The 20,867-nt window shown below is 68.7% G+C and carries 25 protein-coding genes; 10 read left to right on the top strand and 15 right to left on the bottom strand.

The genetic code is table 11. The features are described 5' to 3' along the window. Nucleotides 1-35 precede the first annotated feature (35 nt). The 3 genes from Bsp3421_RS19685 (at nt 36) to Bsp3421_RS19675 (ending at nt 2,605) form a co-directional block, all read left to right on the top strand. On the top strand, nt 36-1,199 hold the full coding sequence (locus tag Bsp3421_RS19685) for a tetratricopeptide repeat protein (protein ID WP_274002575.1): 1,164 nt from the start codon (nt 36-38) through the stop codon (nt 1,197-1,199). 194 nt (nt 1,200-1,393) lie between these two features. Continuing rightward, nucleotides 1,394-1,825, top strand: coding sequence for a large conductance mechanosensitive channel protein MscL (gene mscL, locus Bsp3421_RS19680; protein WP_274002574.1), 432 nt, complete (start codon nt 1,394-1,396; stop codon nt 1,823-1,825). 333 nt (nt 1,826-2,158) lie between these two features. Further along, nucleotides 2,159-2,605 (top strand): hypothetical protein, encoded by a 447-nt coding sequence (locus Bsp3421_RS19675; RefSeq protein ID WP_274002573.1) that lies wholly within the window; start codon nt 2,159-2,161, stop codon nt 2,603-2,605. 434 nt (nt 2,606-3,039) lie between these two features. Here the strand turns inward: Bsp3421_RS19675 and Bsp3421_RS19670 are convergent, their stop codons facing one another. Next, a complete protein-coding gene (locus Bsp3421_RS19670) occupies nt 3,040-3,915 on the bottom strand; it encodes an NAD(P)-dependent oxidoreductase (RefSeq protein ID WP_337995324.1) in 876 nt (291 codons plus the stop codon). A gap of 112 nt (nt 3,916-4,027) precedes the next feature. On the opposite strand from Bsp3421_RS19670, the gene Bsp3421_RS19665 reads away from it, so the two are divergent. Continuing rightward, a complete protein-coding gene (locus tag Bsp3421_RS19665) occupies nt 4,028-4,237 on the top strand; it encodes a dodecin (RefSeq protein WP_274002569.1) in 210 nt (69 codons plus the stop codon). Nucleotides 4,238-4,423: 186 nt separating this feature from the next. Continuing rightward, entirely contained in the window at nt 4,424-5,353 is a 930-nt protein-coding gene (locus tag Bsp3421_RS19660; protein WP_057925376.1) for a LysR substrate-binding domain-containing protein, read from the top strand. Nucleotides 5,354-5,414: 61 nt separating this feature from the next. Here Bsp3421_RS19660 and Bsp3421_RS19655 read toward each other — a convergent pair whose 3' ends face one another. Beyond that, on the bottom strand, nt 5,415-6,833 hold the full coding sequence (locus tag Bsp3421_RS19655; protein WP_274002567.1) for an 8-oxoguanine deaminase: 1,419 nt from the start codon (nt 6,831-6,833) through the stop codon (nt 5,415-5,417). Nucleotides 6,834-7,342: 509 nt separating this feature from the next. Here Bsp3421_RS19655 and uraH point away from each other — a divergent pair. Together uraH and Bsp3421_RS19645 are read left to right on the top strand one after the other, a co-directional pair. Then, entirely contained in the window at nt 7,343-7,696 is a 354-nt protein-coding gene (gene uraH / locus Bsp3421_RS19650; RefSeq protein WP_274002565.1) for a hydroxyisourate hydrolase, read from the top strand. 52 nt (nt 7,697-7,748) lie between these two features. Next, nucleotides 7,749-8,942 carry a urate hydroxylase PuuD gene (locus Bsp3421_RS19645; protein ID WP_274002564.1) on the top strand — a complete coding sequence of 398 codons (1,194 nt, stop codon included), beginning with the start codon at nt 7,749-7,751 and terminating at the stop codon, nt 8,940-8,942. Between the two features lie 120 nt (nt 8,943-9,062). Here the strand turns inward: Bsp3421_RS19645 and Bsp3421_RS19640 are convergent, their stop codons facing one another. Beyond that, nucleotides 9,063-9,473, bottom strand: coding sequence for an ACT domain-containing protein (locus Bsp3421_RS19640; protein ID WP_274002562.1), 411 nt, complete (start codon nt 9,471-9,473; stop codon nt 9,063-9,065). A gap of 122 nt (nt 9,474-9,595) precedes the next feature. Here Bsp3421_RS19640 and Bsp3421_RS19635 point away from each other — a divergent pair, with 122 nt between their 5' ends. Further along, nucleotides 9,596-9,781: a hypothetical protein gene (locus Bsp3421_RS19635; RefSeq protein WP_274002560.1), complete on the top strand. Its 186-nt coding sequence runs from the start codon at nt 9,596-9,598 to the stop codon at nt 9,779-9,781. A gap of 30 nt (nt 9,782-9,811) precedes the next feature. Here the strand turns inward: Bsp3421_RS19635 and Bsp3421_RS19630 are convergent, their stop codons facing one another. Further along, on the bottom strand, nt 9,812-10,216 hold the full coding sequence (locus Bsp3421_RS19630) for a RidA family protein (RefSeq protein WP_274002558.1): 405 nt from the start codon (nt 10,214-10,216) through the stop codon (nt 9,812-9,814). 152 nt (nt 10,217-10,368) lie between these two features. Between Bsp3421_RS19630 and Bsp3421_RS19625 the strand changes: the two genes are divergently transcribed. Next, on the top strand, nt 10,369-11,319 hold the full coding sequence (locus Bsp3421_RS19625; protein ID WP_274002556.1) for a LysR family transcriptional regulator: 951 nt from the start codon (nt 10,369-10,371) through the stop codon (nt 11,317-11,319). A 67-nt stretch (nt 11,320-11,386) separates the two neighbouring features. On the opposite strand, the gene Bsp3421_RS19620 is transcribed toward Bsp3421_RS19625, so the two are convergent. The 10 genes from Bsp3421_RS19620 to Bsp3421_RS19575 form a co-directional block, all read right to left on the bottom strand. Continuing rightward, the gene (locus tag Bsp3421_RS19620) at nt 11,387-11,899 is read right to left on the bottom strand and encodes an ureidoglycolate lyase (protein ID WP_274002555.1); all 513 of its coding nucleotides are present in this window, start codon (nt 11,897-11,899) and stop codon (nt 11,387-11,389) included. After that, a complete protein-coding gene (gene alc, locus Bsp3421_RS19615) occupies nt 11,896-12,909 on the bottom strand; it encodes an allantoicase (protein ID WP_274002554.1) in 1,014 nt (337 codons plus the stop codon). The genes Bsp3421_RS19620 and alc overlap by 4 nt, the downstream gene beginning before the upstream one ends. 141 nt (nt 12,910-13,050) lie before the next feature. Continuing rightward, complete coding sequence (gene uraD, locus Bsp3421_RS19610) at nt 13,051-13,572, bottom strand: 2-oxo-4-hydroxy-4-carboxy-5-ureidoimidazoline decarboxylase (RefSeq protein WP_274002552.1); 522 nt, start codon at nt 13,570-13,572, stop codon at nt 13,051-13,053. Continuing rightward, a complete protein-coding gene (gene puuE / locus Bsp3421_RS19605) occupies nt 13,569-14,522 on the bottom strand; it encodes an allantoinase PuuE (RefSeq protein ID WP_274002551.1) in 954 nt (317 codons plus the stop codon). Before puuE ends, uraD begins: the two co-directional genes overlap by 4 nt. Nucleotides 14,523-14,666: 144 nt before the next feature. Continuing rightward, nucleotides 14,667-15,461, bottom strand: coding sequence for an aspartate/glutamate racemase family protein (locus tag Bsp3421_RS19600; protein ID WP_274002550.1), 795 nt, complete (start codon nt 15,459-15,461; stop codon nt 14,667-14,669). Nucleotides 15,462-15,472: 11 nt separating this feature from the next. Then, a complete protein-coding gene (locus Bsp3421_RS19595) occupies nt 15,473-16,948 on the bottom strand; it encodes an NCS1 family nucleobase:cation symporter-1 (protein ID WP_274002549.1) in 1,476 nt (491 codons plus the stop codon). A 144-nt stretch (nt 16,949-17,092) separates the two neighbouring features. Continuing rightward, nucleotides 17,093-17,788, bottom strand: a complete 696-nt coding sequence (locus tag Bsp3421_RS19590; RefSeq protein WP_274002548.1) for a GntR family transcriptional regulator — start codon at nt 17,786-17,788, stop codon at nt 17,093-17,095. A 319-nt stretch (nt 17,789-18,107) separates the two neighbouring features. Next, entirely contained in the window at nt 18,108-19,046 is a 939-nt protein-coding gene (gene ldcA / locus Bsp3421_RS19585) for a muramoyltetrapeptide carboxypeptidase (protein WP_274002546.1), read from the bottom strand. Nucleotides 19,047-19,102: 56 nt separating this feature from the next. Continuing rightward, nucleotides 19,103-19,582, bottom strand: coding sequence for a tRNA adenosine(34) deaminase TadA (gene tadA / locus Bsp3421_RS19580; RefSeq protein ID WP_274002544.1), 480 nt, complete (start codon nt 19,580-19,582; stop codon nt 19,103-19,105). 59 nt (nt 19,583-19,641) lie between these two features. After that, on the bottom strand, nt 19,642-20,043 hold the full coding sequence (locus Bsp3421_RS19575; protein WP_274004282.1) for a DnaJ family domain-containing protein: 402 nt from the start codon (nt 20,041-20,043) through the stop codon (nt 19,642-19,644). 93 nt (nt 20,044-20,136) lie between these two features. Between Bsp3421_RS19575 and Bsp3421_RS19570 the strand changes: the two genes are divergently transcribed. Continuing rightward, nucleotides 20,137-20,337 carry a hypothetical protein gene (locus Bsp3421_RS19570; protein WP_274002542.1) on the top strand — a complete coding sequence of 67 codons (201 nt, stop codon included), beginning with the start codon at nt 20,137-20,139 and terminating at the stop codon, nt 20,335-20,337. A 3-nt stretch (nt 20,338-20,340) separates the two neighbouring features. Here Bsp3421_RS19570 and Bsp3421_RS19565 read toward each other — a convergent pair whose 3' ends face one another. Then, nucleotides 20,341-20,832, bottom strand: a complete 492-nt coding sequence (locus Bsp3421_RS19565) for an Lrp/AsnC family transcriptional regulator (RefSeq protein ID WP_274002541.1) — start codon at nt 20,830-20,832, stop codon at nt 20,341-20,343. Nucleotides 20,833-20,867 lie beyond the last annotated feature (35 nt).

Below are 20,867 nucleotides of genomic sequence, written 5' to 3'. Positions count from 1 at the left end.
GCTTGCAAGGAGACGGGCCCCGGCCCGGTTCGATCATGAAAAAGCTTCTCGCAGCCGCGAGTCTCGCCCTCCTCGTCGCGTCAGGCTCGGCGTTCGCCGCCGTGCCGTCGCTGCAGCAGATCCAGCAATCCATCTCGCAGGGCAACTGGCAGCAGGCCGACGGGCAGTTGTCGCAGGTCATCGCGGCCTACCCGGACAATGCGCGCGCACGCTACCTGTACGGCCAGGTGCTCGATCACGAGGGTCGCCCGGCCGATGCGCTCGTCCAGATCGAGCGCGCGAAATCGCTCGATCCGCAGATCCGCTTCACCGATCCCGCGAAGTTCGCGCGGACCGAGGCCAAGGTGCGCGCCGATGCCGAGCGCCTGGGCTCGCAGGCCCGCCGCTCGGCCACCTCGGGCGGCCAGGTGCTGCCGCCGCAGGTCGGCCAGCAACAGCTCGCGCCCGCCCCCGCGCCCAGGCATGAACCCTCGACCGGCATGTGGATCGGCTTCGCGGTGCTGATCGGCGCGGTCGCGCTGGTGCTGCGCTGGACGCTGCGCCGCGCGCGCTCGTCCGACAACCAGCGCGGCGACGACGAACGCCGCGCGCAGCTCAAGCGCGCGACCGACCTGCTCAACGAGGTGCGGCCGCTCAAGCTCGACGCGCGGCTGTCGACGGCGCCCGGCGCCGCGGCGTTCAACAGCGAGATCGAAAACGTCGAGACCCAGGCGCGCACGCTGGTCGAGGCGCTGTCGAACGGCAAGAACGCGGTGCCGCCCTACCAGCTCGACGAACTCGAACGCCAGTTCGCGAGCCTGAAGGCCCGCGTCGAGGGTCGACCCGATCCGACCGCGACCGCCGCGCCGGCGGCCGGCGGCGCGGGCTCGGTCTACGCGCAGGAAGCCGACCGGCTCGCGGGCGCGCCGCAGCAAGCGCCGTACCCGCCGCCGCAACAGCCGCCCGTGGTGGTGCAGCAGGGCGGCGGGTTCGGCGGCGGCATGGGCGGCCTGCTGACCGGCGTGCTGCTCGGCGAGGCCATGTCCGGCGGCCGCGAGCGCGTGATCGAGCGGGACGTGATCGTCAACAACGAGCCCGGCCGGCGCGCGGACGACCCCGGCTTCGACATGGGCCAAGGCGGCAACTGGGATTCGGGCGGCGGCGGCGGCGGCGGGGATGTCGACCTCGGCAGCAGCGACGACTGGAGCAGCAACAGCTGAACGGACGCTTAGAACGACGAAATGGGCCAGCAATGGCCCATTTTTCTTTTGATTCGTTCCGGGACGCCGTATTGTCAAGCTTCTTAAGATGACTACCGATAAAGGATCGGGTTCGTTATGATGGCGTCCATTGACGCGCAGTCACGAATCACGGCCGCGCTCCCTCTTTCTGCTCACTCAGGAGAACGCCGCACATGAGCATCATCAAGGAATTCAAGGAATTTGCCGTCAAGGGCAATGTGATGGATCTCGCCATCGGCGTGATCATCGGCGCCGCATTCTCGAAGATCGTCGATTCCATCGTGAAGGATCTGATCATGCCGGTGATCGGCGTGCTGACCGGCGGCCTCGATTTCTCGAACAAATTCATCCTGCTCGGCCAGATCCCGGCGACCTTCAAGGGTAATCCCGATTCGTTCAAGGACCTGCAGGCAGCCGGCGTCGCGGCGTTCGGCTACGGCTCGTTCATCACGGTGCTGATCAACTTCATCATCCTGGCCTTCATCATTTTCCTGATGGTCAAATTCATCAACAAGCTGCGCAAGCCGGACGACGCCGCGCCCGCCGCGACGCCCGAGGACGTGGTGCTGTTGCGCGAGATCCGCGACGCGCTCAACAAGCGCTGAGACGCGGCCCCGCCCCGCTCCGTTCCGAAGCCCGCCTCGCGCGGGCTTTGTTTTTTGGCGCGCCGCCCGCCGGCATGACGTAACGCCCCATTTTTTTGCGCACACCGGTCGCACGCGCGGCACGAGCAGGTCTATTATTGAGACTAAACGACAGTGCAGGCGCAATAGCGCTGGCTGTGGCGATCTCCTGGGCGTGGCGCGGTCCGATGCCATCGGGCTTCGTGAAGCCGGCATTTTCGTATGCTATAAAAGATCGACATGCGGCGCGCATAGCCGGGAGTGGGTCGCATGAGGAAGCCGCATTTCTTGCAAATGTTTTTGAGGCGAGTGTTTATGTCCTTCCCGAAAAAACGCAGACGGGCGCAGCCGGACGGCCAGGAATCGTTTCTCGCCGTGCTGCGCCATGCGAAGCCGTTCGCGCAACTCGACACGAAAATCGCGCGCGCCCGCGCGCAGGACGAGCCGGTGCTGTACGCGCACGTGCTGCCGGGGCTTGACGTCCTGCTGTGCAGCGTGCGCGGCGCGCAGCCGCCGTACCCGGCGATCGCCGAGCTGCGCAAGCGCTGCATCGACTCGATCGCGAATGCGCTCGAACAGCCGATCGATGGCCTGGAGAACGGCGGCTACTGGTACGAGGCCAACGGCTTCGGGTTCCTGGTGTTCGCGAGCCGCGCCCGCGCGCGCATCCTGCCCGAATTTGGTGCGGGCGTGAAGGCGAGCCTGCGCAGCGGCATCGGCCGACAGAACGCCGGCGATACCACGCCTCGTTCGCTGGGCTGACCTCCTTCCCCTGACGGGCCGCGCAAGCGGCCCGTGTCATATCGCATGTGCCGCGCGCCAGCGCCCGGGACAGCGGCTGCATGATCCGCGCCAGTGTGGCGGAAACCGCGTCGGCCAGCCCGAGCGCCGCGCCACGCTCCTTGCTTGCTGCGCGACGCCCACCTCCAACCGCACGTACGCCATTCGTGTCAGGGTTCCGGCCGCACGATCCACCTCAGCACAGCGAAGTCCGCATCGGCGAGCCGGAGCACCGCGCCGCTATCCTCGCCGCACGACGCCCGGCACCGCCCGCACATCCCGCGCCCGTATCAAGACTGCAGCCGCACGATTCGGCCCGCGCAGCGAAGTCCGTCACGGCCAGCCCGAGCGCCGCGCCACGCTCCTCTCCGCACGACGCCCGGCGCCGCCCCGCACATCCCGCGCCCACGCCCGTGTCAGGGCCGCGGCCGCACGATCCGCGCCAGCGCAGCGAAGTCCGCGTCGGCCAGCCCGAGCGCCGCGCCGAGCCGCAGCACCTGCTGCACCGCGCCCGCCACCGGCATCACCGCCCCCGTCTCGCGCGCCGCATCGGCGATCGCCTCGACGTCCTTCTGGAACGTGCTGAGCGCGCCCAGCGGCGGCGCGGCGGCGCCCGTCATGCGCGGCACGAAGGTCTGCAGCAGCACCGAGTCCGCCCAGCCGCCCGCGAGCGCCTCCGCGAGCCGCGCTGCGTCGATCCCGCTCGCCTGCGCGAGGCCGACCGCTTCCGCGATCGCAGTGACGGTCGCCGTCACGATCGCCTGGTTGCACAGCTTCGCGGTCTGGCCCGCGCCCGCCTCGCCGAGGTGCGTGACGCGCGCCGCGTAGGCGCCGAGCAGCGGCCGCACCGCGTCGACCTCGGCCGCCGCGCCGCCCGCCATCACCGCCAGCGTGCCCGCCTGCGCCCCCGGCACGCCGCCCGACACCGGCGCGTCGATCCAGTCCACGCCGAGCGCCGCCGCGCGCGCCGCGTAGTCGCGCGTCGCGGCCGGCGCGATGCTCGAATGATCGACGATCCGCCGCAACTGCCGGGCAGCCGGATCGCCGGCCAGCAGACCCTGCGGGCCGAACGTCACGGCGCCGACCGCACGCGCGTCGAGCACGCACAGCAGCACGGTCCGCGCGCACCCGGCCAGCTCGGCCGGCGTGTCGACCACGCTCGCGCCCTCGGCCGCGAGCGCGTCCGCCTTCTCCCGCGTGCGGTTCCACACCCACACCCGATGCCCCGCCCGCAGCAGATGGCGGATCATCGGCGCGCCCATCAGGCCCGGGCCGCAAAATCCCACGTCCATGTCGTCCATGTCGAATCCTGGTTGAACTTGCCGCCCATCATACCTATCACTGAAACAGGGCCCGCCCGGCCACCACCGGATATCGGGCCGTCCGGAACGAACGGGAGGCATCATGAGCGACCACGTCTACAAGCTGATCGAACTCACCGGCTCGTCGCGGCAGTCGAGCGACGACGCGATCCGCAACGCCATCACCAAAGCCGCGAAAACCCTGCACAACCTGCACTGGTTCGAAGTGACCGACACGCGCGGCCACATCGAGAACGGCGACGTCGTGCACTGGCAGGTCACGCTGAAGGTCGGCCTGCGCCTCGACGACTAGCGCGGCGCGCGAGCGCGCCCCGTCCGTTCGCCGTCACGCCCCATCCACGCCACCGCGCCACCGCCCGGCGCGCCCGCGCGCGACCCCGTCGAGGGTAAGCCGCCCTTGACGCTCTTTTCTGACCATATTAAAAACGATATACCCCACCCCCTCCTCGATCAGCCTGGACATATAAATGGAGCAATCATGAGTCAGCAACGCGAGGCGATCGACACGTATCTTTTGCGCGTCTTGCACACCTTGTTGATGGAGCGCAGCGTCACGCGCGCGGCCGTCAAACTGAATCAGTCGCAGCCGGCGATCAGCGCCGCGCTGCGCCGCCTGCGCGACATCACGGGCGATCCGCTGCTGGTGCGCGGCAAGTCCGGCATGGTGCCGACCGAATACGGGCTGCGGCTCCTCGAGCCGGTGCAGAACGCGCTGCGCGAGATCGAACGCATCAAGTTCCAGCAGCACAATTTCGATCCGGCCACCTCGATCCGCTGCTATCGGATCGGTTGTCCCGACTACCTGAACGTGCTGTTCGTGCCGACCGTGGTCGAACGCTTCCGCCAGGCCGCGCCGAACGCGACGCTCGAATTCCATTCGCTCGGCCCCGCCTTCGACTACGAGCTGGCGCTCGAGGACGGCAAGCTCGACATCGTGGTCGGCAACTGGCCCGAGCCGCCCGAGCAGTTGCACCTGTCGAACCTGTTCGTCGACCAGATCGTCTGCCTGATGAGCAACACGCATCCGTTCGCCAAGCGCGGCGGGCTGACCCTCGACCAGTACCTGAACGCGCCGCATCTCGCGCCGACGCCGTACTCCGTCGGCCAGCGCGGCGCGATCGACGTGCATCTCGCGCGCGAACGCCTGAAGCGTCACGTGGTCGTCACGCTGCCGTACTTCAACCTCGCGCCCTACGTGTTGGTCAAGTCCGACCTGATCTTCACGACGACGCGCCTGTTCGCCGACCACTACGCGAAATTCCTGCCGCTGTCGGTCGTGCCCGCGCCGCTCGACTTCCCGCCGATGCAGTACTACCAGCTGTGGCACGAACGCTGCCACTACTCCGACGAAGTACGCTGGCTGCGCGGCCTCGTGGCCGAGGCCACCCGCACGCTGATCGAGCCGTAACGGCCGCGCGGCGCGTGGACCGCGGCGGCGCCGGGAGCCGCCGCGGCAGCGCATCAACGCATCAGCGCGACGCCTCGACCAGCGCGCGCGCGAGCGCGTTGTGCCGCTCGATGACGGGCGGCAGATCGAGCGTCGCGAGCCGCCCGTCGCGCACCACCACGCTCCCGTTCACCACGGTGTACGCCGCCTGCGACGGCGCGCAGAACACGAGCGCCGCGACCGGATCGTGCAGCGCGCCCGCGAACAGCGGCTGGCGCAGGTCGAACGCGGCGAAATCGGCCGCCATGCCCGGCTTCAGCGCGCCGATGTCGTCGCGGTTCAGCACCTTCGCGCCGCCGAGCGTCGCGATTTCGAGCGCCTCGCGCGCGGTCATCGCATCGGGACCGAAGCCGACCCGCTGCAACAGCAGCGCCTGCCGCACTTCCGCGACCATCTGCGCGCCGTCGTTCGACGCCGAACCATCGACGCCGAGTCCGACCGGCACGCCCGCGAGCCGCATCTTGCGCACCGGCGCGATGCCCGATGCGAGCCGCATGTTCGAGCACGGGCAGTGCGCGACCCCGGTGCCCGTGCGCGCGAACAGGTCGATCCCCGCCTCGTCGAGCTGCACGCAGTGCGCGTGCCAGACATCGCGACCGACCCAGCCGAGATCCTCCGCGTATTCGGCGGGCGTCATCCCGAACTTCTCCCGGCTGTACGCGATGTCGTTGACGTTCTCCGCGAGGTGGGTGTGCAGCGACACGCCGTATTCGCGCGCGAGCATCGCCGCGTCGCGCATCAGCTCGCGGCTCACCGAGAACGGCGAGCACGGCGCGACCACCACGCGCAGCATCGCGTAGCGGCCCGCATCGTGATAGGTCTCGATCAGGCGCTGCGTGTCGCGCAGGATCTCGGGTTCGCGCTCGACCACCGAATCGGGCGGCAGGCCGCCGTCGCGCCGGCCCACGCTCATCGCGCCGCGGCTCGCGTGAAAGCGCATGCCGATGCGCCGCGCGGCGCCGATGCTGTCGTCGAGCCGGCTGCCGTTGGGGTAGATGTACAGATGATCGCTCGAGGTGGTGCAGCCCGATTGCAGCAGCTCGGCCATCGCGGTCAGCGTCGACACCTCGATCATCTCGGGCGTCAGGTGCGCCCAGATCCGGTACAGGCTGGTGAGCCAACCGAACAGCTCGGCGTCCTGCGCGGCCGGAACGGCGCGCGTGAGGCTCTGGTACATGTGGTGGTGCGTGTTCACGAGCCCCGGGATCACGAGATGCCCGCGCAGATCGAGCACCTCGTCGGCCGTGTCGGGCAGCTCGGCGCTCGGACCGACCGCGACGATCCGGTTGTCCTCGATGTAGAGCCCGGCGTCGCGCAGTTCGCGGCGCGCGTCGTCCATGGTCACGAGCACGTCGGCATGCCGGACCAGCAGGGTTTTCGGGCGGGATGGGGAAAGGCGCGGCGCGCGCTCGGATGCGCCGGCCGGTTGTTCTGGGTTCATGCGTTCTCCGCGTCGGTCTGCCCCGGGCGTTGCTCCCGGGAAGGGTCGTACAGCCGTTCGAACGCAGCGTCGCGGCACGCTCCGGCGCCCGCGTCCGTTCGAACGCCCTGGCCCGGTTACCCGGCGTGCTCGCCGTCTTCGGGATGCACGTCGGCCCTGGGCCGACGCGCACGGCGGGAGCATCGCCCAAGCTCGCGCGGCGCACAATACGCGCGCCCGAATACCGCGCTTCACGGATTCGATATGGTACGCCGCGCCGACCGGCCGATGCGCGCCCGCCACCCGGCGCGCGCCGCGCCGGGCGCGGCGTCGACAGCCGTTCATGCGCGGCGCATTATCTTTGCTATCGCACCCGTCTCGGTGCGGAGAACCTTTTTACAATGCCCGCACGGCGCTCGTTTCATCTTCGCCGACGGGTATGTAGCCACGTGACGTGGAGCCTCGATCCGCCGCACAGTCATGGGATCGAGCCGCCGCCGAACCTCGCATTCACACAAGGACAATTGCGAATGGGCAAGCTCACTACCCACGTACTCGATACGGCGCACGGCCGCCCCGGCGCCGCGCTCAAGGTGGAACTCTACGCGCTGGACGGCGAGGCCCGCCGCGCGCTCAAGACCGTGCTGACCAACGACGACGGCCGCTGCGACGCGCCCCTGCTCGAAGGCGACGCGTTCGCCGCCGGCGAATACGAACTCGTGTTCCACGCGGGCGACTATTTCGCGTCGCTCGGCGTGACGGTGCCCGAACCCCGCTTCGTCGACCGCGTCGTGCTGCGCTTCGGCATCGCCGACGCCGGCGCCCACTACCACGTCCCGCTGCTCGTGTCGCCGTGGGCGTACAGCACCTATCGCGGCAGCTGACATCGCATCGGCTGCCCATACCAAGACAACGATCTGAGTCCGGAGGAGTTTCATGGAAGGCTTCATCACCGACTGGCTGAACCTCGCGCTGCGATGGCTGCACGTCATCACCGCGATCGCGTGGATCGGCGAGTCCTTCTATTTCGTCGCGCTCGACAACAGCCTGAAACCGCCGACCGACCCGAACCAGCGCAAGCGCGGCGTGTTCGGCGAGCTGTGGCACGTCCACGGCGGCGGGTTCTACAACATGCAGAAGTACACGGTCGCGCCGCCCGAGATGCCGGAAGACCTGCACTGGTCGAAATGGCCGTCGTATACGACCTGGATGTCGGGCTTCTCGCTGTTCTTCGTGCTGTACCTGCTCGCGCCGAACACCTATCTGATCGACAAGAACGTGCTCGACATGGGGCCCGTGGTCGCCGTCGCGTCGGCGCTCGGCTTCCTGATGGCGGGCTGGATCGTCTACGACTCGCTGTGCCGGCTGCTCGGCACCAAGGACCGCCTGCTCGGGATCTGCGTGGGCCTCTACGTGGTCGCCGCCGCGTACCTCGCGTGCCATATCTTCGCCGGCCGCGCCGCGTACCTGATCGTCGGCGCGATGCTCGCGACGATCATGTCCGCGAACGTGTTCTTCGTGATCATTCCCGGCCAGCGCAAGATGGTCGACAAGATGCTCAAGGGCGAGGAGCCGAACCCGATCTACGGCAAGCGCGGCAAGCAGCGCTCGGTGCACAACACCTACTTCACGCTGCCTGTCGTGTTCGCGATGCTGTCGAACCACTACGCGATGACGTACACGAACCAGTACAACTGGATCGTGCTGCTGCTGATCATGCTGGCGGGCGCGCTGATTCGACAGTTCTTCGTGATGCGCCATCGCGGCCAGCAACTGTGGTATCTGCCGCTCGGCGGCATCGCGCTGATGTTCGTCGCCCTCGTGTGGACGGCGCCGCGCCCGGTCGCGCCGCAGGCGCAGGCCGCGAACGCGCCGAAGCTCGCGCTCAACGACATCATGCCGATCCTGCAGCAGCGCTGCATCGAGTGCCACTCGGCCAAGCCGACGCTGATGGGCAGCGCGCCCGCGGGCGTGATGTTCGATACGCCCGATGAAGTGTCGAAGAACGCGCAGCGCATCTACGAGCAGGCCGTGCGGCTGAAGGCGATGCCGATCGGCAACGTCACGCACATGACCGACGACGAACGCATGAAGCTCGCCGCGTGGTTCGAGGGCGGCGCGACGAAATAAGTCGGCGGGCGCCGATGGTCGGCGCGCATCGGCGCATGGACGGGCCCGGCGACGGGCCCGTTTTCTTGCCTGTGTCAGATGCGCCGCACCTGCGCGCCGACGATCGGGCGAGGCGCTCCGTCAGCCGCCCTGCGCATCGCGCTGGAGCGCCGTCAGCGCATCCATCGCGCGGGCGCGCTCGTCGAACGGCACGAAGATGTGGTCGTGATACGCGGCCGCGATCACGTTGCAACTGATGCCGGCCGCGCCGAGCGCATGCGCGAACGCAGCCGTGAGTCCGACGGCCTGCAGGTCCGAATGCACGGTCAGCGTGATCCATGCGGCGCGGAACAGCACGGGCCAGCCGCGACGCGCGGCCGCCTCTTCGTCGAGGACGACCGTCAGCCCTTCCGTTTCGCGGAACGTCGCGATCGCTTCGGATAACGACACTTCCGTATCGAGCGGCAACGACACGAAGGCGTACGCACCCTGATGCAGTTCGGGCTGCATCGTGCGCAACAGGGTGGCGAGGTTGTTTTCAGGCTGGCTCATCGGCGGGGCGCGCCCGTAACCGGACGTCGTGCAGTGGCAAAGCCGGCACGATAGCACGCGCGACGGCGGCGTCGCGATGCCAATCGCGCGCCGGCAACTGGCGCGTCTTGGCGCGTCTTGGCGTGGCGCAGCACGCACGCGCGCTGACGCCGGCCGACCTTCCGTCGATGGCCAACGCCGTCGTGATGAATGCGTGGACGCGCGGCATCGCCGCGCGCCGCCGCGGCGCAGCGACGCTGCCCGCTTCCCGGCCGCTTGCCGCGTTGCTGCATCGCGCGCATGAACGGGAGCCGCGCGTCGCGCCGTGAAACGCACCGACGCGCGACGCGGGCACGGCCTCACCCGTCGACGGCCTCCGGCAGCCGCGCGATCACCTTGATCTCGAACTGGAAGCCGTACAGCCAGGTCACGCCGACGGCGGTCAGCGTCGGATGCGGCGCATCTCCCCAGTATTCGGGGACGATCGCCCAGATCCGCTCGAACGTCGCTTCGGGATCGACGAGGAAGACCGTCACGTCGACGACGTCGTCGAACGCGCAGCCGGCCGCGCGCAGCACCGCATTCAGATTGTCGAACGCACGGCGGACCTGCGCGCCCAGCTCCGGCTCGGGCGAGCCGTCCTCGCGGCTGCCGACCTGCCCGGACACGAACAGGAAGCCGTTCGAGCGCAGCGCCGGCGAATAGCGGTTGCGGTCATACAGCGCCTGGCGACCCGGCGGGAAAACTACGCTACGCTTCACCATCCAACACCTCCATCAGTCAGTGGGGCGAAGCCGCCCCTGCATCCACGATGAAGGCACTTTACGGACCGCGGACCGGCGGATAAACCGGCAACCCTGTCCAACACTGTTTGCACGCCGCAAACAATTTGCGCGCGGCGCGGAGCCCCGACCCGATGGATCGATTCGATGCAATGCAGGCATTCGCCCGCGTGGTGGAAGCCGGCAGCTTCACGAAGGCCGCCGAGACGCTGCACATGAGCCGGACCACCGTCACGCAGCTGGTGCAGCAGCTCGAAGCGCGGTTGCGCGTGAAGCTGTTCAACCGCACCACGCGCAAGGTCGCGGTCACCGCCGACGGCGCCGCGTACTACGCGCGCGTGGTGCGGCTGCTCGCCGACCTGGACGACGCCGAGACCAGCCTGTCCGGCGCATCGGCCTCACCGCGGGGCACGCTCCGCGTCGACGTGCCCAGCCCGTTCGCGCGCCTGATCCTGATCCCGGCGCTACCCGCGTTCCACGCGCGCTACCCGGACATCCAGCTCGACATGGGCGTCAGCGACCGCGTGGTGGACGTGATCGGCGACAACGTGGACTGCGTCGTGCGCGGCGGCGAACTGACGGACCACGCGCTGACCGCGCGCCGCGTCGGCGACCTGCAGCTCGGCGTGTATGCGACGCCGGACTACCTGGCGCGCGCCGGCACGCCGACGCATCCGCGCGAACTGGAGGACACGCGGCACCGTATCGTGGGCTTCCGGTGGGCGCGCAGCGGCCGCGCGCTGCCTTACGCGATGGAGCATGACGGCGAGCGCGTCGACGTGCGGGGGCGCTACGTGCTGTCGGTCGACGACGGCAATGCCTATCTCGAGGCCGGCCTCGCGGGCCTGGGCATCGTGTGGCTGCCGGACTACATGGCCGCCGCGCATCGCGCGCGCGGCGCGCTGGTGCCGCTCTTCACGTCGTGGCGGTTCGAGCCGATGCCGATGTACGTGGCCTACCCGCCCAACCGGCACGTGAGCGCCAAGCTGCGCGTGTTCATCGACTGGATCGCCGAACTGATGGCGCAGCATGCGCCCGTCGCGGACCGGCGACGCCGCGCCCACCCCGGGCGCGCGACATCCTGATCCCGGCTGCGCAATAAAAAACCCGCGCCACGGGCGCGGGCCTCCTCGGGCCGACACGGCCGGGGCGTCAGGCCGACAGCGCGTGCAGCGCCTCCTCGGTGAGCCACAGCGACTCGGCCAGATCCTCTTCGTTGAGATTCAGCCCCTCGCCGCCGCGATCGACGACGATGAAGTCGCTGACCTCGCCGAGCGCGATCAGCGGGTGATGCCACACGCCCTTCGCGTAGTTCACGCCCTGCCAGCCCTGCGTCACGAACGCGCGGATCCGCGCGGGATCGAGATCGCCGGCGGGCGCCACCACGACGAGATACGGCTTGTCGTTGAGCGGCACGAACGCCTGACTGCCGAGCGGATGGCGTTCGAGCATCCTGACCTCGAACGGCAGCGCGCGCGGCTGGCCGCGAAACAGGTTCACGAGCGTGCGCCCGCCGGCATCCGCCGCATCGACCTTCGCGAGATCGTGAAAGCGGATCGTCGTGCCGAGGTTGATCGGAATCTGCTTCGCGCCCTCCGTCTGGATCACGTCGCCGAACGGCGCGAACGCCTCGGGGGTCAGGGCTTCGATCGCCAGCGTCTTCATTTGTCGAGCGTCCCCCACACGCGCACGCGCGACACGCCGCCGTCGGGAATGATGTTGAAGCGGATGTGCGTGACCGGGCCGAGCGCGGCCAGCTCGGCCTCGAAATAGTGCTGCTTGTCCATCTGCAGCTTCTGCTCGCCGAGCAGCACCGGCCAGAACATCGCCTGGGTCACGAGCGAGCTGTCGGTGCCGCCCGACACGTAGGCCGCCTGGATCGAGCAGCGGTCCGGATAGTTGCCCTTGAAGTGCGCGGTGTCGACTTCGATCTTGCGGATCACGCCCGGCTGCGCGAGCGCGATGATGGCCCAGTCGTTGCCCGGCTCGCGGCGGCGGCGGGTTTCCCAGCCGTCGCCCATGTTCACGCCGCGCCCCGGCAGCAGCATCTGCGAGGCCGGGCCGAAATGCTGGTTGTTCGCCGCCACCACGTAGCCGCCGTTCTCCATCGCCGCGAGATCGAACACCTCCGCCGCGCTCGCGCCCGCCCAGTCGAGCTGCGGCTGGCCGTACACGCGCAGCCGCGCGATCCCGCCGTCCGGGTAGATGTTCACGCGCAGGTGCGTGAACGGCCGCGCGTCGGCCACCTCGACATAGTGGTGGCTGTTGCCCTGCAGCGTCGTCGACGGCACCACCTCGACCCATTGCGTCGACTGGTTCGGCGCGCCGTCGGCGACGAACGCGGCCTCGACCGACGCGGCGGGCGGGAAGTTGCCGGTGAAGTGGCTCGTGTCGAGATCGAGGCCCTTCAGCACGCCCGGGCGCGCGAGCTTGACGACGCACCAGTCGTAGCCCGTCGTGCGCTTGCGGCGGGTTTCCCAGCCGTCCATCCACTTGCCGTGGTCGTCGTACTTGCCCGGGATGAACACGGCCGGCTCCGGGTTCAGCATCCGCTCCTTCGGCGCGAAGAAGTCGTCGCTCGCCTCGAGCGCCTGCGCGCCCAGGCGCGGATCGGCGAGATTCACGTAGCGGCGCGTGAAGTCGGGAGCATTGGGATCGAGAAGCGGAACAGCCATGATGTCGTCCTTGATATGGTTATCGTGAAAAGACGCTGCCGACGGGCAGCCGGGATGAAGCGCGACGCGCCGGGCTGCGGGCTGCGGGCGCCGGGCGTCGCGCGGACCGCGCGGGCGCAAGGCCGGCGCGGCGGGCGAGCGTCACGCGTCGATCAGGTCGTCGAGCCGGAACCGGGCGATCCGGTAGATCTGGTCGAGACTCGCGCGCAATTCCTCCGCGCGGGTATGGGCGACGCGCGCCTCGAAGTTCGCGATGATGCCGTGCCGGTCGTAGCCGCGCACCGCGAGGATGAACGGGAAGCCGAACCTGTCGCGATAAGTGCGGTTGAGCCGCTGCAAGGCGTCGAACTCGTCCTGCGTGCACTGGTCGAGGCCCGCGCCGCTCTGCTCGCGGGTCGACTCGGCGGTCAGCTCGCCGCGCACCGCGGCCTTGCCGGCCAGCTCCGGGTGGGCGTTGATCAGCACGAGCTGCCGCGCCTCGCCCGCCGTCTCGACGGCCCGCGACATGGTCGCGTGCAGCGCCTCGACGTCGGCGAACGGCCGCGCCGGCGCCGCGGCCTCGGCGACCCACGGCGAATGTTCGAAGATGCCCGACAACGCCGCGACGAACGCGTCCGACGACATCGTGTTCAGTTGGTCCAGGGTATAGCGCATCGCCTTCATGCTTGAGGTTCGCGTTGAGTGGAGAGCGGATGGGGATGATGTTCGCGCCAGTGCCGCGCGATGTCGACGCGGCGCGTCACCCACACGCGCTCGTGCCGTTCGATGTGATCGAGGAAGCGCTGCAGCGCGCGGAACCGGCCCGGGCGCCCGAGCAGCCGGCAATGCATGCCGATCGACAGCATCTTCGGCGCTTCGTCGCCCTCCTCGTACAGCACGTCGAACGCATCGCGCAGATACTGGAAGAAATGATCCGCGGTATTGAAGCCCTGCGGCGTCGCGAAGCGCATGTCGTTCGTGTCGAGCGTGTACGGCACGATCAGCTGCGGCACCGTCGCGCCGCTCGACACCGCGACGTCGGTCCAGAACGGCAGGTCGTCACCGTAGTAGTCGGAGTCGTACAGGAACCCGCCGTGTTCGGCGACGAGGCGACGCGTGTTCGGGCTGTCGCGTCCCGTATACCAGCCCAGCGGCCGCACCCCGGCGACCCGTTCGATCGCGTCCATGCCGAGCCGCATGTGCTCGGCCTCGCGCTCGGGCGTCATGTCCTGGTAGTGGATCCAGCGCCAGCCGTGGCAGGCGATCTCGTGGCCCAGCTCGACGAAGGCGCGCGCCACCTCCGGCGTGCGTTCGAGCGCCATGCCGACGCCGAACACCGTGAGCGGCAGCCCGCGCTTCTCGAACTCGCGCAGGATCCGCCACACGCCGGCCCGCGAGCCGTATTCGTAGATCGACTCCATGCTCATGTGGCGCGCCGGATACGCGGCGGCCCCGACGATTTCCGACAGGAACTGCTCCGAGCCCGGATCGCCGTGCAGCACGCAGTTCTCGCCGCCTTCTTCGTAATTGAGGACGAACTGCACCGCGACGCGGGCGCGGCCCGGCCAGTTCGCCTGAACCGGATGCCGGCCGTAGCCGGCGAGATCGCGCGGGTAATGGGGATCGAGTGGCATGGTTGGAGCGGATAAAGGCCCGTTGAATGGGGTTCGCATCGACGGCCCGGCGTTGACTGGCGGGCCCGGCGCGCCGATGCGAGGGATGGCCCAGTGTAGCGAAAACGCGCACCAGCGCCCATACAGCGGCGCAGATAGTGCGGGTCAGACCGGATGTATGTGCGCCTGCGGCAAAAAGCCGTCGGCGGCGCGCGCGTCAGGGCCCGCCGCCGGGCTGAAGCGCGCGAATTCGCCGTCGTAGCGTTTCGCGAGCGGCCGCGCATACTCGCCGCGCTTCGCGGTCGACAGCCGCAGCGCGACGAGCGCCTCGGCCCACTTGACGGCCGCCGTCACGCCCTCCACCACCGGCGCGCCGATCGCGTGCTCGATCTCGCGCGCGAATTCGGCCATGCCGGCGCAGCCGAGCACGATCGCCTCCGCGCCGTCCTCGTCGAGCGCGCGCCGGCATTCGTCGACGATGATCCGCCGCGCGGCCGAGCCGGGCCGGTCGAGATCGAGCACCGCGACCTCGGTGGCGCGCACGTTGCGGCAGAAGCGCCGCATGCCATAGCGCTCGGCGAGGTGCCAGGCCATCCCGCAGGTGCGCGCCAGCGTGGTCACGACCGAGAAGCCGGGCGCAAGCACGCTCGCCGCATGCATCGCCGCCTCCGCGATGCCGACCACGGGGCCGCGCGCCAGCTCGCGCGCCGCATAGAGACCGGGGTCGCCGAAACAGGCGATCACATAGCCGTCGCAGCCTTCGCGCTCCCCTGCCGCGATCTCGGCGAGCAGGCCCGGCGTCGCGAGCGCCTCGTCGTAATAGCCTTCGATCGACGGCGGCCCCATCGACGGGCTGGCCGCGATCACCGTGGTGCCGGCCGCCGCCACCTCGCGCGCGCAGCGACCCATCGCCTCGGTCATGCGCATCGTCGTGTTCGGGTTGATCAGCTTGATCTTCATCGGATGCTCCGTCAGGCGCGCGCGAGCGCGCGGTAGAACAACGCGCCGAGCGCCGCGCCGACGAACCATGAAAAGTTCGCGAGCCCGTTCAGCGCGGGCGCCATCACGCACGCGACCGCGATCGCTGCCGCAGGCAGCAACGCGAGCACCGCGCGCCGGTTCACCCCGCCGCGATACCAGTACGCGCCCTGCGGCGACATCGTGTACAGATCGTCGCGCCGCAACGCGCCGCGCTTGATCAGGTAGAAGTCGACGACCAGCACGCCGTACAGCGGCCCGATGAAACTGCCGAGCACGTCGAGCGTGTAGTGGATCACGGCGGGGTTGTTGAACAGGTTCCACGGCGTGATGAACACCGAGGCGACGGCCGCGAGCATGCCGCCCGCGCGCCAGCTGATGAGGCGCGGCGCGACGTTCGAGAAATCGAACGCCGGCGACACGAAGTTCGCGACGATGTTGATGCCGATCGTCGCGATCGTGAACGTCAGCGCGCCGAGGATCACGGCGGTCGGATGGTCGATGCGCCCGACCGTCTCGACAGGATCGGTGATCAGTTCTCCGAACACCGGCAGCGTCGCGGCGGTGGTGATCACGGTGACCAGCGAGAACGCGAGGAAGTTGACCGGCAGGCCCCAGAAATTGCCGCGCTTCACGCTGCGAAAGCTCTTGCCGTAACGGGAGAAGTCGCCGAAGTTGAGCATCGGCCCGGAGAAATACGACACCACGAGCGACACCGCCGTCACCATCACCGGAATCACCTGCGCGCCGTGGTAGCGCACGCCGCCGAGATTCAGGCCGATGTTGCGCCAGCCGGCGCGCCACACCATGTAGCCCGCCAGCGCGAACATCACGACATAGACGGCGGGCCCGGCGAAGTCGATGAACTTCTTGATCGTCTCCATCCCGTTCCAGAACACCAGCGCCTGCAGCACCCACAACAACATGAAGCCGGCCCAGCCGAGCGCCGACAGCCCGAGCCAGCCGTACTGGTGGACCTGCGCGTAAGGCATCCATTGCGGGACGAACTTGAGCACCACGATCACGAGCGCGCTCGAGGCCAGATAGGTCTGAATGCCGTACCACGCGATCGCGATCAGGCCGCGGATCACCGCCGGCACGTTCGCGCCGAGCACGCCGAAGGTCGCGCGGCACGCGACCGGGTACGGCACGCCGAGCTGCTGGCTCGGTTTCGCGATCAGGTTGCACAACACGTTGACGAGGCCGATCCCGATCAGCAGCGCGACCAGCACCTGCCAGCTCGTGAGCCCCAGCGCGAACAGGCTGCCGGCGAACACATAGCCGCCGACGCTGTGCACGTCGGACATCCAGAACGCGAAGATGTTGTAGGCGCCCCAGGTCTGCGGTTCGAGCGGCGCGAGATCCGCGTTGTAGAGCCGCGCGCTGTAGCCGTCCGGCAGCGCCGTGTCGGCGCCCGTCTGTTGCACGTGATACGGCGCGCTGCCCGGCGCCGCACTGAACTGAGCCATGACCTCTCCTTGCCCGCGGCTGGGCCGCGCGATCGTCGCTTCAAATCGCGGCCCGGGCGCCGAGGTCCGGTACCGCACCGGCCGGCGGCAGCGTGCGCTGCCGCCCGACATTCGCAGTTCAGGGCGCGGTGCGGCCGGGGCGCGTTATCCCACGCCGCCGAAGACGTCGCGCAAATCGACCGCGCCGGGCGCGGGACGGTCGAGCATCCTCAGCTCGACGTGCTGCAGATGATGCGCCATCCGCCGCGCGGCGTCGGCCGCATCGCCCGCCTCCAGCGCGGCGAGGATCTCGGCGTGCTCGTCGAACGAGCACGGGCTGCGATGCGACTCGTAGAGCGCCGACATCAGCGTCGAGCGCGCGACGAGGCCGTCGAGACAGCCGCACAGCACGGTGTTGCCGGTCAGCGCGGCGAGCGCCGTGTGGAATTCGCCCGACAGGCGGATCCACGCGGGGAAATCGCGCCGCTCGAACGCGCGGCGCTCGCGCTCGATCATCGTCGCGACGCCCTTCAGGCGCTTCGCGCCCGGGCCGCCCGCGAGCCGCTCCATCACCGCCAGCTCGATGATCCGCCGCATCTCGAACACCTCGTGCACGTCCTGCAAGGTCGGACTCGCGACGAACGCGCCGCGGTTCGGCTCGAGATCCACGAGCCGGTCCGTCGCGAGCAGCGCGAGCGCCTGGCGGATCGGCCCGCGCTTCACGCCGAACACCTCGCACAACTGCGCCTCGGTCAGCTTCGCGCCCGGCGCGAGGCGATGCTCGAGGATCGCGGTCCGGATGCGCTCGGCGATCGCCTCCGGACTCGTCGCACCCGCCTGTGCGGGATCGTTCTTCGTCATGATTCGCATCTCGTTATGTTCAGCATCCTAGGTTGGACATAAATATTGTCAACAATTCTTTGGATAGATTTTGCACAATCACGATGCACGAAGACGCTCGATCACGGTGCGTATGCGCCGGAAACGCCCATCACGTCACGACAGGCAGCGTGATTTCAATTAATCAGAGTCGCCCTGTCGCGCTCTTTTGTTGACAATCCAGCGCCGATTTTGTGCATGCCTCGTGTCGCGGCAGCTGGCTTAATTTGCCCGTTAGTTGCAACTCCAGACAAACAAAAAGGCGGTTGCCCGCCTTCTTGTCCGCCTTGTCCACCCCGCTTCACGCGAGATGCGGATAGTCGGACACCGTGAGCCGGAAGCCGTGGCTGTTGGCCACCAATTGCGCATGCGCGCCGAACGGCAGCGTCAACAGATCCGGCACGTGGCCGAACTGCAGCCCGGTGATCACCGGAATGCGGATCACGTCGCGCAGCTGGTCGATCATCGTCTGCATATCGTAGCCGTTGTCGTAGTCGAACGACCGCGCGCCGGTGAACTGCCCGAGCACGAGCGCCTGCTGGCCGGCCAGCAGGCCCGCGAGATGCAGTTGGTAGATCATCCGTTCGATGCGGAACGGCTGCTCGTTGACGTCCTCGATGAACAGGATCCCGCCGTCGATACGCGGCATGTACGGCGTGCCGGCCAGCGACGCGAGAATCGCCAGGTTGCCGCCCCACAGCGTGCCCGACACATTCACCGACTGGGCCTGCGGCACCTCCGCGACGAAGGTCGCGCTCGGCTGCGTCAGCGTGCTCCAGAACTGCTGCATCGTGAAATCGTTCGGCGTCTCGGCGCCGAAATCGGCGGACAGCATCGGGCCGCCGAAAGTCTTGATGCGCGCCTTCGCGTACAGCGCAAGCTGGATCGCCGTGAAATCGCTGTGGCCGACGAGCGCGATCGGCTGGTCGCGCAGCCGGCTTTCGAGACCGCGATAGTCGAGACCATGCAGGATCCGCGTCGCGCCGTAGCCGCCGCGCACCGCGAGGCCGATGTCGGGCAGCGGCTGCGAGGCGTCGGCCAGCCGGTTCAGGTCGCCCGCGCGCTCGCTGTCGGTGCCCGCGAAGCGCTGGTAGCGGCGCTGCGTCGCCTCCAGGTTCTCGACCCGATGCTGCGCGTCACCGAGACGCGCGAGCGCCCGCGCGATCGCATCGGGATCGTGCGGGTAGCCGGACGGGCCAAGGAGACGGATGGTGCGGGGAGCGATCGGCGGGACGGACATGAACAGGGCTCGATAAAAGGGATCGGACGTGTTAGAGGCGCCCCGCGCCGCCGGGTTCACACCTCGGCGGGCGGGGTCGTGTCGGCGCGACGCGCTTCGCGCAGCGCGCGCCGGCGGTCGGCGAAGAACGACTTCAGCGCCGCGCCGCATTCGTCCGCGAGCACGCCGCCCGTCACGCGGGTGTGGTGATTGAGGCGCGGATCGGCGAATGCGTCGACGACGCTGCCGCACGCGCCCGTCTTCGGATCGTGCGCGCCGAACACCACGCGCGCGATGCGCGCGTGCATGATCGCGCCCGCGCACATCAGGCAAGGCTCGAGCGTCACGTACAGCTCGCAGCCGGGCATCCGGTAGTTCTGGAGAATCTGCGCCGCCTCGCGCAAGGCGGCCATTTCGGCGTGGGCGGACGGATCATGGCCGCCGATCGGATGATTGAAGCCGCGCGCGATCACCTCGTCGCCGCGCACCAGCACCGCCCCGACCGGCACCTCGCCCGCCGCGCGGGCCTCGTCGGCCGCGGCTTGCGCGAGCTGCATGAAATAGCGGTCGCGAGCGTCGCCCGGTTCGGACGGCGGCGTAACAGTGTCGTCCGGCTTCACATCGGCCCCGCTTCACCCGGGCCGTCGACGAGCACGCGCTCGGACAGACGCTCGGCGATGCGGCGGCAGTATTCGCGCGGCACGACCAGCGGGCCGCCGCGCAAGGATTCCAGGGCCATATCGAGAGCCAGCATCTTCGCTTGCAGCCGGCAGCGGGTCGCGCGGTCGTCGACCGCGCGCAATTCGTCCCGCAGATTGCGGAGCGCCCGCAGCTGCTCGACCGCGGGCGGCACGAAGCCCGCGTTCTTCAGGATCCGGTTCGCGGCGCGCACCTCTTCGGGGACGAGCAGATCGTCGTCCAGCGTCGTCGGTGCGGGGGTTCCCGGCAAAGCGTCGAACTCGCCCCGCGCGGCGGCGGCGGCAATACGTTGTTCGACCAAGGCGTCAAGCAGTCTCATCGGCAATTCAAAACAATGCGGCATGCGGATTCTAGCAGGGGATCCGCCGAACTCCACCCCCTGTCGAGCAAATGCTCCAGATTCGGACTCGCGATGGCGAAAGACGGTATCCTTGCCGGCAAACCCTCCGCTTGCTCAGGTAAACGAACCTTTTTCGCGATGAAATACCGCCTTCGCCTCGCCGCCGCTGCCCTCGCGCTGGCCTTCGTCCTGTCCGGCTGCGGCGTATTCTGCGGCGGCGCCGGCACCAACGGCGGCTATGCCGGCGGATGCGGCACCCGCATGAGCTTCTGACGCTCAAGCCCCGTCGGGCGGGGCATCGATATCGATCGGCACGCCGTAGCCCGTCTTCACGCGGCTCATCGCGACGAGCGTCTTGAAGCGCTTCACGTTGTTGCTGCCGAAAAACAACGCGCGTGTCAGCTCGGTGTACTGCTCCATGCTGCGCACCGCGAGCACCAGCACGAAATCCCACTCTCCCGCGACGTAGTAGCACTGCTGCACCTGCGGACAGGCCGAAAACGTTTGCTTCATCGCATCGAGCAGGTCGATCCGCTCGTTCTCGACTTCCACCTCCACGATCACGGTCAACGGATAACCGAGCGCGTCGGGCGCGATCACGGCCGTGTACTTCTCGATCGCGCCCTCGTCGCGCAAACGTTTCAGCCGCCGATTGACGGCCGCGGCCGAGAGATTCACACGCTCGCCCAGCTCGCCCTGCGGCAGGCGGGCATCCTGTTGCAGCTCCGCGAGCAGCTTGCGGTCGTACGCGTCGAGGTCGGTCGGCATCGGGAAAGTCTCGGCAGGAACAATCGAATCGTGAA

Source organism: Burkholderia sp. FERM BP-3421 (genome assembly GCF_028657905.1).
Lineage (GTDB): Bacteria > Pseudomonadota > Gammaproteobacteria > Burkholderiales > Burkholderiaceae > Burkholderia.
This window is presented reverse-complemented; position numbering and strand designations above follow the sequence as displayed.

What these genes read in the sequence shown, in the direction of transcription:
- Bsp3421_RS19575 (WP_274004282.1), bottom strand. Translation starts at nt 20,043, where the DNA reads ATGAGACTGCTTGACGCCTTGGTCGAACAACGTATTGCCGCCGCCGCC.
- puuE (WP_274002551.1), bottom strand. Translation starts at nt 14,522, where the DNA reads ATGCCACTCGATCCCCATTACCCGCGCGATCTCGCCGGCTACGGCCGG.
- Bsp3421_RS19640 (WP_274002562.1), bottom strand. Translation starts at nt 9,473, where the DNA reads ATGAGCCAGCCTGAAAACAACCTCGCCACCCTGTTGCGCACGATGCAG.
- Bsp3421_RS19660 (WP_057925376.1), top strand. Translation starts at nt 4,424, where the DNA reads ATGAGTCAGCAACGCGAGGCGATCGACACGTATCTTTTGCGCGTCTTG.
- Bsp3421_RS19645 (WP_274002564.1), top strand. Translation starts at nt 7,749, where the DNA reads ATGGAAGGCTTCATCACCGACTGGCTGAACCTCGCGCTGCGATGGCTG.
- Bsp3421_RS19675 (WP_274002573.1), top strand. Translation starts at nt 2,159, where the DNA reads ATGTCCTTCCCGAAAAAACGCAGACGGGCGCAGCCGGACGGCCAGGAA.
- Bsp3421_RS19685 (WP_274002575.1), top strand. Translation starts at nt 36, where the DNA reads ATGAAAAAGCTTCTCGCAGCCGCGAGTCTCGCCCTCCTCGTCGCGTCA.
- Bsp3421_RS19620 (WP_274002555.1), bottom strand. Translation starts at nt 11,899, where the DNA reads ATGAAGACGCTGGCGATCGAAGCCCTGACCCCCGAGGCGTTCGCGCCG.
- tadA (WP_274002544.1), bottom strand. Translation starts at nt 19,582, where the DNA reads ATGCAGCTCGCGCAAGCCGCGGCCGACGAGGCCCGCGCGGCGGGCGAG.
- Bsp3421_RS19625 (WP_274002556.1), top strand. Translation starts at nt 10,369, where the DNA reads ATGGATCGATTCGATGCAATGCAGGCATTCGCCCGCGTGGTGGAAGCC.
- Bsp3421_RS19600 (WP_274002550.1), bottom strand. Translation starts at nt 15,461, where the DNA reads ATGAAGATCAAGCTGATCAACCCGAACACGACGATGCGCATGACCGAG.
- uraH (WP_274002565.1), top strand. Translation starts at nt 7,343, where the DNA reads ATGGGCAAGCTCACTACCCACGTACTCGATACGGCGCACGGCCGCCCC.
- Bsp3421_RS19590 (WP_274002548.1), bottom strand. Translation starts at nt 17,788, where the DNA reads ATGACGAAGAACGATCCCGCACAGGCGGGTGCGACGAGTCCGGAGGCG.
- Bsp3421_RS19595 (WP_274002549.1), bottom strand. Translation starts at nt 16,948, where the DNA reads ATGGCTCAGTTCAGTGCGGCGCCGGGCAGCGCGCCGTATCACGTGCAA.
- mscL (WP_274002574.1), top strand. Translation starts at nt 1,394, where the DNA reads ATGAGCATCATCAAGGAATTCAAGGAATTTGCCGTCAAGGGCAATGTG.
- Bsp3421_RS19570 (WP_274002542.1), top strand. Translation starts at nt 20,137, where the DNA reads ATGGCGAAAGACGGTATCCTTGCCGGCAAACCCTCCGCTTGCTCAGGT.
- Bsp3421_RS19565 (WP_274002541.1), bottom strand. Translation starts at nt 20,832, where the DNA reads ATGCCGACCGACCTCGACGCGTACGACCGCAAGCTGCTCGCGGAGCTG.
- Bsp3421_RS19665 (WP_274002569.1), top strand. Translation starts at nt 4,028, where the DNA reads ATGAGCGACCACGTCTACAAGCTGATCGAACTCACCGGCTCGTCGCGG.
- uraD (WP_274002552.1), bottom strand. Translation starts at nt 13,572, where the DNA reads ATGAAGGCGATGCGCTATACCCTGGACCAACTGAACACGATGTCGTCG.
- alc (WP_274002554.1), bottom strand. Translation starts at nt 12,909, where the DNA reads ATGGCTGTTCCGCTTCTCGATCCCAATGCTCCCGACTTCACGCGCCGC.
- ldcA (WP_274002546.1), bottom strand. Translation starts at nt 19,046, where the DNA reads ATGTCCGTCCCGCCGATCGCTCCCCGCACCATCCGTCTCCTTGGCCCG.
- Bsp3421_RS19630 (WP_274002558.1), bottom strand. Translation starts at nt 10,216, where the DNA reads ATGGTGAAGCGTAGCGTAGTTTTCCCGCCGGGTCGCCAGGCGCTGTAT.
- Bsp3421_RS19670 (WP_337995324.1), bottom strand. Translation starts at nt 3,915, where the DNA reads ATGGACGTGGGATTTTGCGGCCCGGGCCTGATGGGCGCGCCGATGATC.
- Bsp3421_RS19655 (WP_274002567.1), bottom strand. Translation starts at nt 6,833, where the DNA reads ATGAACCCAGAACAACCGGCCGGCGCATCCGAGCGCGCGCCGCGCCTT.